Source organism: Enterococcus pallens ATCC BAA-351 (assembly GCF_000407485.1).
GTDB classification, from domain to species: domain Bacteria; phylum Bacillota; class Bacilli; order Lactobacillales; family Enterococcaceae; genus Enterococcus_A; species Enterococcus_A pallens.
The window spans coordinates 434,646-447,522 of record NZ_ASWD01000002.1; the positions used below are offsets into that span (position 1 = coordinate 434,646).

Here is a 12,877-nt window from a genome sequence, read left to right on the forward strand (position 1 = left end):
CTATGAACACTTTAATTGTAGATGACGATCGTTACATTATTCAGGCTCTTCAAGAAAAAATTGATTGGGAGGACTTAGGAATAGAAACCGTCTTCTCCGCCTACAATATGCGCCAAGCACAAGGAATCATTAAAGAACATCACATTGACCTGCTGATTAGTGATATTGAGATGCCTCAAGGAAGCGGTCTGCAATTATTAGCTTGGATTAGGCAAGAAAACTATCATCTCCAAGCAATCTTTCTTACAAACTATGCCGATTTCAATTACGCTCAAAAAGCTATCGAATTGCAAAGCTTTGAATATTTTTTAAAACCAATTGAATTTGATAAGTTGGAATTAATCATTAGAAAGGTGCTAAAACGCATCAAACAAGAAGCTTTCCAGCAAAAGAGCCATAGTTTAATTGAGGATTCCTTCTGGTTTGATTATTTACGTAAATCCACTCTCCAAAGAGAAGCTGAGTTTTTGTTTGAGGCGGCTAGCAAAAAAGTCTCAGTATCAAAAGACGAAAAGCTTCTACCAGCGGTGATAACTCTGGATCTCTTGGAACAAGATACCGCTATCGAAAATCACTCTTGGAGCAAACTACTGCGAGAAACTCTTGTTACTGCTACAGCTGAATTGACATCCTTGTCTTTGGTCACTTCTTTTAAAATAGACAATTACTCGGATAAATATTTTTGTTTACTAAAAACTTCACCAGCTGAGTTTTCGAAACTGCAGGTATCTGTCCTACATGATCTCGTGACGGATAAGCTGAACAAAACGAATCAATTTGTCGTAGGTGAGCTTTCTTCAATGGAGAATATCTTGGTAAATACCCATCAGATATATCATTTTATCCAAGATTTTTGTGGGCATAATGATCAGCTCTATTTCATTAGTAAGAATAGCTATCCTTTACCAGATCATGAAGTTCTTAAACTGAATTTTTCTAACTTTTTGACTTCCAGTTCTGAATCACTTGAGGAACTAATTCAAAAAGAAATAGGTCGCTACGAAAAAAAAGACGTCATTGCTATGACTATCCTAAAAAGCTTGCGCCCAGATTTGATTCAAAAAATAGGCATTTATTTAGATCAAAAAGAAATTTTAGCACATAAGCTATTTCAAAATCCGAAGCATGATTTTTTGATTCAACGAAGCTATAACTCCATTGAGGCATTTGTTCGTTACGTTTCTTATTACATTCAAACTGCTAAAGATCAAGTGGACTTTCTTGAATCAAAGCAATCCATCGCTCAGTTATTACTTGATTATATTGATCGCCACTACACGGAAGAAATTAATCGAAAAACATTAGCAGAACACTTTTTCTTAAGTCCGGATTATTTGGCACGATTATTTAAAAAAGAGACTGGAGACACCTTGATTAATTACTTAACTGAAAAAAGAGTAGCTAGAGGAAAAGAGCTGCTGCTGGAAACCGAGACCCCTGTCTACTTGATCGCTAGTCAGATCGGCTATGACAATTATTCTTATTTCTCAAAGGTTTTTAAGAAGACCACAGGAATGTCACCCATAGATTTCAGGAATGAAGGAAAGCCTTCATAAAAGTAAAAAAGCCTTTCAAAACTGCAGTGCTAATTTAATAATGTTTTCAGACTCCAAATTAAAAAAGAAAATACGATCAAGAGAAAAAAAGGTTTCTTTTGGTCGTATTTTCATATAGCGCTTAGTTCCTTAGCCTTTTCAGTTGCTCCACAACAATTTCGCAGCCTTTTATTTGTCTTCTAAGAAAAAGCGGAAACTTGTCTGATAGCTAATCGGTGTATCCGCTGGCAAAATCGGTGCAGCAAAATTTGGTTCCTTAACTGCATTTGGAAAATACTGCGTTTCCAGGCATACCCCTGATCGAGATTGGTAATAAACATTTTGTTTCCCACGTTCGTTGTCAACAAAATTTCCTGAGTAAAATTGTATACCAGGCAAATCGGTAGAAACCGCCATAGAAATTCCACTGCTATCTCCGGTCAGAATTCCCGCCTCTCCAAGGGTTTCCGCAGGCTTGTCCAACACAAAATTATGATCATATCCACCGGTAAACTCCAGCTGCTGGCAGGCTGCATCAATTTCCGCGCCAATTTTTTTCTTTTGCGTAAAGTCAAAGGGCGTGTCTTTTACTGTGACTATTTCACCAGTAGGAATCGAGTCACTATTCAGTACTGGCGTATATTCCTTCGCATTTAATTGCAGCTCATGATTTAAAATAGATCCGCTATCGTGTCCGTTCAAGTTAAAATAGCTATGATTGGTCGGATTGAAAACCGTTGTCTCGTCTGCTTCACCTGAAAAAGTGATACTCAAAGAGTTGTCCACTTTCAATTGGTAAGCAACGCTGCAAATCAAAGTACCGGGAAATCCTTGATCACCAGCTGGACTGTTTAATTCAAAGATAATTTTATTAGCAGCTTCGTCGATTGTTTTAACCTGCCACAACCGTAATTGAAATCCATTTGGACCACTATGAAGATTGTTTTCCCCTTCATTTTTGGCTAGCTGATGTCTCTCTCCGGCTAGGTCAAATGCGGAATTTGCAATTCGATTCGCATTGCGGCCAATGGTTGCGCCAAAAAAGGTCTTAGTATTGTTGAGGTATTGCTCACTGTTGTCATAGCCTAGAACAACATCTCTTAGATGGCCTTGTTTATCTGGCACCCAAAGATTGATCAGGGTTGCCCCAAGATTGCTGACAGTCATTTTCATCCCTGAAGTGTTTTCAAAATCAAACAGGTAAGCTGTTTCACCATTAGGTAGTGAGCCAAAAAATCTCTTTTCCATTTTATCCTCCTAAACGAATAGATTGGCCTGGAGCTTTCCAAGCCAATCCATGGAATTTATTTAATCGTTACGTATTCTAAATCAACCAGCTTCGCCCAAGCTTCAATTTGTTCAGTTGTCAGATTCAATGAAACGACCGTGTGATGTCCACCACCTGTGCGAATCCATGCCCCGACACCATCATGGAAATTCGGTTTCACCTTCCATAATACCCGTGCCACTGGTAAGTTTGGTGCTTCCTCAGTTGGTTCAAAAGCTTCTACTTCATTGATTAACAGCTTGTAGTGCGTACCAAAGTCGGCCATCGAAACCACGACCCCATCTCCAGCTTTTCCATCAAAGACTAATCGAGCAGGATCTTCACGATCACCCATTGATAATGGAGAAACGACAATTTTTGGTTTGTTAACAGCTAAGGTAGGATCAACCTCCATCATATGAGACTGTAAAATTGCTTCTTTTCCAGCCGCTAATTCATACGTATAGTCTTCCATGAAGCCAGTGTTTTCGTTGTTGGCCATCACCTTCAACAACCGATCCAAGGCAGCTGTTTTCCAGTCGCCTTCTCCAGCGAATCCATAGCCTTCAGCCATTAATCGTTGAACGGCTAAGCCTGGCAGCTGCTGCATGCCGTACAAATCTTCAAAATTAGAACTGAAGGCATTGTAATTCCCTGCCTCTAAAAAGCGTCGCAAGCCAATTTCCTGTTTCGCCTGCACCTTCACATGAGCTTCCCAAGTCTCATGATCATAATCACCGTAATCAAAATCATAAAGCTCTTTGTATTCGGCAAATAAGGCTTCCACTTCTTCTTCCTTCACAGCATCAATAAATTGAACTAAATCCCCGATTCCAAAATAATCCACTACCCAGCCAAATTGAATCTGAGCTTCTACCTTGTCGCCTTCTGTCACAGCTACATTGCGCATATTGTCACCAAAGCGAGCGACTTTAATATTAAAGCTTTCATTGTAAGCCACCGCAACATCCATCCAGTCAGCAATTTGGGCTTGGACACTTTCAGTTTGCCAGTAGCCAACAACGATTTGGTTTTGCTTTTTCAAGCGTGCATTGATGAAGCCATATTCACGATCCCCATGAGCCGATTGGTTTAAATTCATGAAGTCCATATCAATTGTTTCCCAAGGGATACTTTCATTAAATTGAGTCGCTAAATGCAGTAAGGGCTTTTGCAGCAGCTTGGTCCCACGAATCCACATTTTTGCTGGAGAGAAAGTATGCATCCAAGTGATAACACCAGCTACCTCATCTCGATAGTTAACTTCCTTCATGATGTTTGTGATCGTATCTGCTGTTACTGCTAGTTCCTTTAATACAATTGGATAGCGCATCTTGCCGCTTTCGTTTAAGCCCTTGACGATGGTTTCTGCATTGCTTTTCACGTTTTGCAACGCTTCTTCTCCATATAAGTGCTGTGACCCTACAACAAACCAAAATTCCTTTTTACTGATTGCTAACATTGTATTCGCTCCTCTAAATTAATTATTTTTTCTTGTTTACTTTGCTTGCCCGTAATAGGCGTTTTTTCCATGTTTTCGTAAATAATGTTTATCCAATACCCGCTGCGGCAGTTCCTCTGCGTAGCTATTTAATTGGCGCGTGAACAAATTCATTTTTGCTACCTCATCCAACACTACCGCATTCATTACGGCACTTTTAGCATCCTTGCCCCAAGTAAAGGGTCCATGCCCATGCAGTAGAACACCAGGAATCTCCATAACATCGATTGCTCTTTCTTTAAAAGTCTCTATAATGACATTGCCTGTCTCATATTCATACCCAGCATCAATTTCTTGTTGGGTTAAAAATCGGGCACAGGGAACACTGCCGTAAAAAGTGTCCGCATGAGTGGTTCCCATCGCTGGCAAATCTAAACCAGATTGCGCCCAAATCGTTGCCCACGTAGAATGCGTATGGCAAATCCCGCCAATTTCTGGAAAAGCTTTGTACAAAACGGCGTGTGTCGCTGTATCCGAAGAAGGATTCATTTCTCCTTCAATCACCTGATTCTCTAAATCTACCACCACCATATCGGAAGCCTTCATCTCTTCATAGCTGACTCCGCTTGGTTTGATGACAAAATAACCTGTTTCGGCATCAAAAGCACTCACGTTTCCCCAGGTGTACTTAATCAAACCTTGCTTGGGTAATTCTAAATTGGCTTGAAAAACTTCTTCTTTTAATTGCTCCAGCATCTAATCCACTCCTTATTTCAACGCATCAATTGCAGCTTTTTCAATCGTTAGTCCTTTTAAATAGCGCTCAGTAAATTGTTCATAGCCTTGCAAATCCTCTTCGGTGGGAATAATCGTAACGCCTTCATCTCCAGCAAAAACCTTTTGCTCCAAGAACTCAGCTAGAGATAATGACTCTTCCTCCATTTGATAAGCAGCTAACAAAGCGATCCCCCAAGCTCCGCCTTCACCAGCTGTTTCCAGCACAGTCACAGGAGCTTCCATTGCTGCTGCTAAGATCCGCTGACCAACTTCAGGGGTTTTGAATATTCCTCCATGACCAACTAATTTGTCGATCTGAATTTGTTCTTTTTTCAAAATTTCCATTCCGATGCGCATGGCACCAAACGCACTAGACAAGTGCAGACGCATGAAGTTGGCTAAGCTAAAATCACTCTCAGGTGTCCGAACAAATAATGGTCTGCCTTCATTAACTCCGGTAATATTTTCGCCAGAGTAATAGCCATAAGACAGTAATCCGCCACAGTCAGGAGCGCCCTCTAAAGCTTTAGTGAATAACGTGTCATATAGCTTTTCTCCGCTAATTTCCAGTCCCAAGCTTTCAGCAAATTCTTTGAACACTTTTACCCAGGCATTAATTTCAGAGGAGCAATTGTTGGTGTGAACCATCGCTACTAAATCGCCTGCAGGTGTGGTCACCAAGTCAATCTCAGGATGAACCTCCTTTAATTCTTCCTCCAAAACGATCATGGCAAAAGCCGACGTGCCTGCCGAGACATTTCCAGTCCGTTGACCAACACTATTGGTGGCAACCATCCCGGTTCCCGCATCGCCTTCAGGTGGACAAAGAGGAATTCCTGGCTGAAGTGTTCCTGTCGGATCAAGCAAATAGGCGCCTTCTTGGGTCAGAGTACCTGCATTTTCTCCAGCTAGCAGAACCTTAGGCAAAAGCGCCTGCAGCTCTTTAGTAAAGCCTTCCTTTTCAGCCAGCTCCTTGAAAATGTTCAACATCGTCTGATCGTAATTTTTGGTCGTACTATTGATTGGGAACATGCCAGACGCATCACCAACACCTAATACTTTTTGTCCGGTCAACTGCCAATGAATGTAGCCTGCCAGGGTGGTAAAATAAGTGATTTCTGCTAAATGCTCTTCACGATTCAATATTGCCTGATACAAATGAGCAATGCTCCAGCGTTGAGGAATATTGTAGTGAAAAGCAGCGGTCAGCTTTTCTTCTGCCTCACTTGTGATAGCGTTGCGCCAAGTTCTAAAGGGAACCAGCAGCTCATCCTGTTCATCGAAGGCCATGTAGCCATGCATCATTGCGCTAAAACCGATTGAGCCAATCTTAGTTAAGGTTTCACCATACTTTTCAAACACTTCTGCGGCCATTTTCCGATAGCTGACGCGTAAGCCCTTCCAAATTTCCTCTAATGAATACGTCCAGATGCCCTCTTCCAGCTTGTTCTCCCACTCATAGCTTCCACCTGCAACGGGTGTCAAATCCGATCCAATTAACACAGCCTTGATGCGTGTCGACCCAAACTCAATACCCAAAGCTGTCCGTCCATCCATAATATCCAGCTTGGTCTGAACCATCTTTTCTTCGCTTTTAATAGGAATCGCCTCCTTATTTCCACTATTTGATAAGCCCAGTATATAATTCATGTACGTACATGTCAACAATAATATTTAAATTTGTACGTACACAAAGACAAAAAATAAACAGCCCATTACAGGCTGTTAGTTTTTACTTTTTCAATACAGAATCTCTGGTTACTAATTCAGGTTCGTAAAGAATACTTTCTCCATATTTTCCAGTTTCAACGGCTTGAATAATCCAATTTGCTGCATCATTTCCCATTCTTTCCTTCGGATGTATCAGAGTGGACAGCTTTACTGCTCCAACCTTACTTAACGAAGAATCATCATTGCCGATAATCGAAATTTGTTCTGGTACTTGATAGCCAGCTTCCACTAAACGATCCAGCAGTAAACTTGCAATCTGATCATTGTAACAAACTATTCCGGTGATTTCCGGGGCTTCTTTTAACCGGGACTTTACTAAGTCCGGTACTTGCTTTCTGGTTTCCGTCGTATACGTTACGATATCCTCTGGGGCAAATTGAATGTCGTATTGCTCACAGGCCTGAATAAAGCCTTTCATCCGATATTTCCCTTGCAGGTCGTCAATTTTGGTCACAAACAGCAGCTTGTCATGCTGCTGATGAATCAAATATTCTGCCGCTAAAAAACCCACCTTCACATCATCCACACAAATGGATGCAGATTCCAGCTCTTCATATACCGCATTAATCATTACCATCGGGATTCCTTGTTCCCTTAACCGCACATACAAAGCAAGGTTGGGATTGTATTGATTGCTTTTGGTTGGCTCGACGATTAATCCGTCCACGCCATAACGAATCATCTTCTCCAAACAAGCCTTTTCCTGCTGATAATCATTGTTGGTGCTGGCCAGCAATAAAGAATACCCATGCTCACTTAAGGTTTTCTCAATTCCGCGAATAATCGAAGGAAAGATATAATCAGACAAGTAAGTAGTAATTACCCCGATTGTTTTGGGTGTTGGACCTTTACTTCTTTTGTAGGCATCGTCAACATACGTACCTGAACCCTTTTCTTTTCTTAAATAGCCTTCATTGACCAGCTGGGCGATTGACTGCCGAACGGTATGGCGACTCACATCATAATCCTTTTGCAGCTGCAATTCAGGAGGAATCGTTGTGCCTACTGGATAATCACCAGAGAAAATCTTTTCTTTTAGTTCATCTGCAATAATTTGATACTTTGTTTTGCTCATGTGGATAGTCCTTCCTAAGAATTTGTCCGAACAATTTTTTTAATTGTAGCATACTTCCTCGGTGAAAGGGAATGCCTACAAAAAAGAGAGCCCTCTTTCTAAGGTCTCTCTCCATTACAATTATCGTGTTTTTTCTCTCCTTAATTCCAATTCCTTTAATACAGTTCCTTCATTTTTTTCATATTTAAAGTAGGTTAGAATAATCAATGCCCCACTAATAAAGAAAACTGCTGGCAGATAGGAAAAAGCAAATTTTATTGCACTTAGAGCCGCTGTAGTCTGTTCTTGATTCGCAACGTATCCAAAATGCTGCATCAATTTCAAAGGAACAAAATCTCCCAAACCAGTTCCAATTTGCAGCCCTACTGCACTGCCGACTGCTGTTAGAAACCCACTGGCTCGTATGCCTGTTTTATATTCTCCATAGTCCACAGTGTCTGAAAGCATGGCAAAAGGCATAGACACGGCAATACCTGTTCCAATACTAGTTACTACCCACATCGCTGCTAGCATTGGAAAATTGCCACCAGCAACACCTAACAGCACTTGACCAACTGCTGCCGTGAACATTCCAATCATCATAGTTTGTGTTTTAGAAAAATGCTTGACCAAGAAAGGAATACAGATAACCCCAATCATTTGCGTCAATACAAGTCCATTGAGCACTGACACATAATTTTGGTTACCTAAATTATAGCGGGCATAATAAATCAACGAAGAGGTGCGTGTTGAGTTTCCTAGCCAATAGCACATACTTGCTAAAACAATAATAACCCAAGGCCAATTGCCTCTTAAAGCTTTGAAGCTTTCTCGAACAGGTAAGCTTTTACCTGCTCCTTCTGAATTAATTTCTTTTGTATTTTTAAATGCGTAGAAAAATATCACTGCTGAAACTAAAGCATAAATTGCTACAGTGAAAAAGAAGCCTTGCTGGCGATTGTTTCCTCCTAAAATTGTTACTAAAGTCAAGGTGAAAGTTGCTGTAATAAAATAGCCAACATTTCCGCCAATCATTCGAAAAGAATTTAATTTGGTTCGTTCAAGTGAGTCGTTACTTAAGTTAGGTAAGATCGCCGTAATTGGTGTCGAAATTCCTGTATACAAAATACTTGCTGTTAAATAAGTAAATGCGGCATACGCAACCTTAGCTGTTCCATCCAATCCGGGTGTGAAAAAAGTCAACGCCATAAACACCCCAAAAGGAATCGCTAATCGGGCAAACCAGGGACGAGCTTTCCCATATTTTGATTTAGTTTTATCAATGGCTAATCCCCAAAGCGGAACTGTTGCTGTATTAATGATTCGGACCATTAAAGCAATGGTTGCCGCAGTTCCGATTGAAAGCCCAAATACATCTGTGTGAAAAAAATTGATAAAGCTAGTTAATGTGCAATAAAGTAAGTTACCTGCTGCATCCGTGCCAGCGTAGGCTAATCGATTGTTCAAGCTTAGACCTTTTTGTCTAGTTTTTGTCAATTCATTCATTTTTGTTTGATCCATGATTTCTCCCCTCATTTATCTGAAGTAATTAGGGAAATTATTAGCTTTTGTATTTTTTTCGGTAGCGCTGCGGTGAAAGTCCTTCTAATTTCTTAAATCGATTTGAAAAATAAATTTCCGAATTGAAGCCGACCATTTTAGAAATTTGCTGAATCTCTAAATCTGTGCGCAGCAGGTACTGCTTGGCACGCTCCATCCGGATATCCGCTAAAATTTCTAAAGGTGTTTTGCCAAATGTCTTCTTCATCGCAGTCGAAATATAATTGCTGTGCAAGTGAAAATGCTCCTCAAGCAATTGATTCGTTACTGCTTTTTCACTATTATTTTCAAGAAACAGCTGTACCTGCTCGGCTAAAACCGTCAAACGATCCCGATGAATCCCTTGATTTTCAATAAATTTTAAAAAACGCAGAAAGAGTTCTTCTGTTTGCCAGATATCGTGTTCTTCCGTTTCAATGACTGTACTATCTAAAATAGTTTGGATCAGCTCAAATAAAATTTCAGGTTCCTTGATCGTCGCATGCTTTTGCAAATGCAAGGTATAGGAACGCTGATGAAAATGAAGATCCGGAATCGGTAAATCCGAAATAAAACGACTAGGTCTAGTACTTTGTTTCCATTGCGCGGTCGTATAAAAATGAAGCCAATAAAATCCAGTTTCCTCTTCAACAGGCCGCCAAGTATAGTGATGCTTGTCAGGAAGCAGGATCAGCATCTCATTTTGTTTCACTTCAAATTGCTGATTTTCTTCAATTAAATAAAGGCAGCCCTTTTTTACAACAATCAAATCGAAATAACCTAATGCTTTGCGATTTGGATGATTTTGACCCTTTTGAAAGACCCGGTAGTTTCCCTCGATAAAATCTGGAAACGGCGGGATTGAGATCGAAATGATTTCTCCTGACATTTTACCAACTCCTTTCTTGGCGGCACATCTTTTATCTAGCTGTTACTAATGAAAAAAGTTCTGCTTTTTTTAGACGAAGCTCTTGACTGCTTTCCTCAATAATCCTAATTTTATCATCTTCCAGCACATAATAAGCCTGAATAAAAGGAGCAAAACTAGTAATTAAATAGTCCTCGCCTTGTTCTTCAAAGCTACCATTAATTACATTTATTTCTTGTCCGCGTTTAATAATAAACGTTTTCTGTCCAAAGCTTTCCATATAGGCAACCAGTTCTTCTCCCATATCCCAATCAGGTGTTTGACTGTCATTTTCAAACAATCGGCTAAAAATTCCACCATCTTTCCAGAAGGTTGCTTGTCCAAATCGTTCGCGAGAAAGATCTGGTCGATTGAGGTGCGGTCCAGCTGCAGCGTAAGTAGAAGCTGCCATTCCTTTTTCTAAAGGCAGTGTCGTTGAAGAATGCGTATCGTAGCAATACAAAATCCCCGCCGTTGCTCGATAACTAGCCTCCAAATATTCTACGTCTTGTAAAAATTCAAAAACCTTGAACGTTGCTGCTGCAGTTACACCACCCCAGAGAGAATGAATCATATAGGTCAAGGCCTCCCACCAACGATCAGCGTTTTGCCCACGAAAATCATTGGCATATCCAATGTTAGCCAACAATAATTCACCATATTTTTTAGCACTTTCGTGCAAACCAGCCTCACTTAATGCCCCAGCTGTTGGACCAAAACCCGCATTATCGTAAAAGTGCTCTGTTATGGCTGCTTTATAGCTTACTGATTCAGCGTCCACTCGATTCGTCACTTCTCCCCAAAGCTTACGAATCGTTTCGTATTTCTCGATCAGTCCATGGGCCTTCAGTTTAGCCAGCAACTCTTGGATATAAAGGAAATAGACTCCTAGCATTTGTGCTTCTTCCTTGCCTCTTAGATCCGAATGCAGGTCCGGGTTCACTCGTAATTCAAAGACCTCTGCTGCCCAGCCTAAGTAAGTATCTGCTGAATGCAGCTGTAGAGTGTCCTCTTCAAATTCCGAAAGCAAGAAGAAGAGATGTCCAATATATTCAAAATCCATACAGCGATAAAAATCGCCATAAAGCTTTCTTGGCTGCGTGAAATCCCCATTAATAAACCACTTAGGTCTTACATAACGTACAGCACTTTCTTCCACTTTACGTACCTGCTCTCCGTTCAGCCGTCCCAACAGATTTTTCTTCAGTACCAAATTCATTTTCCCTAAAGATTCTCCCTGATTAGAGATGGGCTTAAAAGCAAAAGGAATGGCTCCACTGGCTCCAGTGTAGAGTGTGTCACAAATGTATTCTGCTCGCTCTTCTATCACCGTTGCCAGGTCGTTCATTACATTGAGTACCACAAAATCTTCACTGCCATCTGTGAAGGTACAAACTACTTTATGTTCACCGAGAGTATCTGGTTTAAAGGTCACGACATGGCTTCCATCCTCTTGTAAATCAGCAAATAAATTTTTGGAAACCAGATTCTGATCTTTTTGATAAATCGCTACGATGTCTTTCAAAGCCACTCCTTCTGGCAGTTGTATCGTTATTCGAGCTATTTTTCCTAAGATATTTAACGGTGTATAAGCTATTTTCGGATGCTTCAGCTGTAAACCTTTTTGATAAAAATCTGATTGGTTTTCATTTTTTAAAAGTGTATACTCCCATTTTTGGCTTGCCTTTGGTTCTAAAAACAAAGCTGTTTTAGGATAAATCCAATCTCTATTTTTAAAATTTTCAGGATATCCTCCGGCCAAGATCAGCTTATGAAATAACAAACCGTCCAACGAAGGGGATACATTTTCAAAAAACAAATTTTCGTATTCGCAAAAAGTCCCTACAGACAAGGTCCGACCTTTTGTTTGATATATGCCAAGATTGCCCCCTCGATTATCACGACGAACAGCATTTATTTTTGTATAGTTAGTAGAAATTGATGAAAAGACAGCAGCAGAATTATGAATGTTCCGCAAAACATTTTTATCGCGAAACATGACATAACTCAATGCAGCCCAGACCCCAAAATCTTGAATAGTTAATGTTCGCTCTGTTTCGTTTACCACTTCAATTGTCCAAACAATTCCATTAGAAATCTGATTCAGCTCATATTTACTGATTACGCTTACATTATCGAAAGAATAAGTAACCTCTATCTGGTGATCCCTTGATACAATCGTTGGGACAACATCAATACTTAAAAAACTTTTCCCATCAACGATTAAATCAAATTGTCCGAACAACTTCTCTCTATCATTATAACCTACCTTTCTTAAGTATTCTTCTTCAATTACCCAGTTCATCTGATAAGGATCATCCTTAAACAACAGCTTCGAAACATGTCCATCTTTCGCAATAGCCAATTGAAATTGTTCATTTTCCAGCATACATTTCCTCCTCTGTTTTCTATGTAATTAAGATACCATCCTATGAAAGCGATAACTATTTGTGATTTCAACGAAAAGTTAAGAGATTTCACACAAACTCGACAACAAACTTATTCCGGTTTTCCTATAAAATTGACTATCCGCATCGTTACAAATCAGTTTTTATTGGTGCACAAAAAAGGTTTTGCTCATCTAACAAGAGCAAAACCCTTTTTTATTTCTTAAAGCTGTCTATAT

The 12,877-nt window shown here is 40.1% G+C and carries 9 protein-coding genes; 1 reads left to right on the forward strand and 8 read right to left on the reverse strand.

The window, feature by feature from the left end; all coding sequences use genetic code 11:
• The first annotated feature begins 2 nt into the window (after positions 1-2).
• Positions 3-1,556, forward strand: a complete 1,554-nt coding sequence (locus I588_RS08710) for a response regulator transcription factor (RefSeq protein ID WP_010755408.1) — start codon at positions 3-5, stop codon at positions 1,554-1,556.
• A gap of 168 nt (positions 1,557-1,724) precedes the next feature.
• On the opposite strand, the gene I588_RS08715 is transcribed toward I588_RS08710, so the two are convergent.
• From I588_RS08715 to I588_RS08750, 8 genes are all read right to left on the reverse strand, one after another.
• Positions 1,725-2,783 carry an aldose epimerase family protein gene (locus tag I588_RS08715; RefSeq protein WP_010755406.1) on the reverse strand — a complete coding sequence of 353 codons (1,059 nt, stop codon included), beginning with the start codon at positions 2,781-2,783 and terminating at the stop codon, positions 1,725-1,727.
• Positions 2,784-2,839: 56 nt separating this feature from the next.
• Positions 2,840-4,264 (reverse strand): L-arabinose isomerase, encoded by a 1,425-nt coding sequence (araA, locus tag I588_RS08720; RefSeq protein ID WP_010755405.1) that lies wholly within the window; start codon positions 4,262-4,264, stop codon positions 2,840-2,842.
• Positions 4,265-4,300: 36 nt separating this feature from the next.
• The gene (locus I588_RS08725) at positions 4,301-4,999 is read right to left on the reverse strand and encodes an L-ribulose-5-phosphate 4-epimerase (RefSeq protein ID WP_010755404.1); all 699 of its coding nucleotides are present in this window, start codon (positions 4,997-4,999) and stop codon (positions 4,301-4,303) included.
• Between the two features lie 12 nt (positions 5,000-5,011).
• Complete coding sequence (locus tag I588_RS08730; protein WP_034692338.1) at positions 5,012-6,601, reverse strand: xylulokinase; 1,590 nt, start codon at positions 6,599-6,601, stop codon at positions 5,012-5,014.
• A 151-nt stretch (positions 6,602-6,752) separates the two neighbouring features.
• Positions 6,753-7,826: a GntR family transcriptional regulator gene (locus tag I588_RS08735; RefSeq protein ID WP_010755402.1), complete on the reverse strand. Its 1,074-nt coding sequence runs from the start codon at positions 7,824-7,826 to the stop codon at positions 6,753-6,755.
• Between the two features lie 120 nt (positions 7,827-7,946).
• Positions 7,947-9,326, reverse strand: coding sequence for a glycoside-pentoside-hexuronide (GPH):cation symporter (locus I588_RS08740; RefSeq protein WP_010755401.1), 1,380 nt, complete (start codon positions 9,324-9,326; stop codon positions 7,947-7,949).
• Between the two features lie 40 nt (positions 9,327-9,366).
• Positions 9,367-10,233 carry a helix-turn-helix transcriptional regulator gene (locus I588_RS08745; protein WP_010755400.1) on the reverse strand — a complete coding sequence of 289 codons (867 nt, stop codon included), beginning with the start codon at positions 10,231-10,233 and terminating at the stop codon, positions 9,367-9,369.
• Positions 10,234-10,264: 31 nt separating this feature from the next.
• Positions 10,265-12,640, reverse strand: a complete 2,376-nt coding sequence (locus I588_RS08750) for a hypothetical protein (RefSeq protein ID WP_010755399.1) — start codon at positions 12,638-12,640, stop codon at positions 10,265-10,267.
• Positions 12,641-12,877 lie beyond the last annotated feature (237 nt).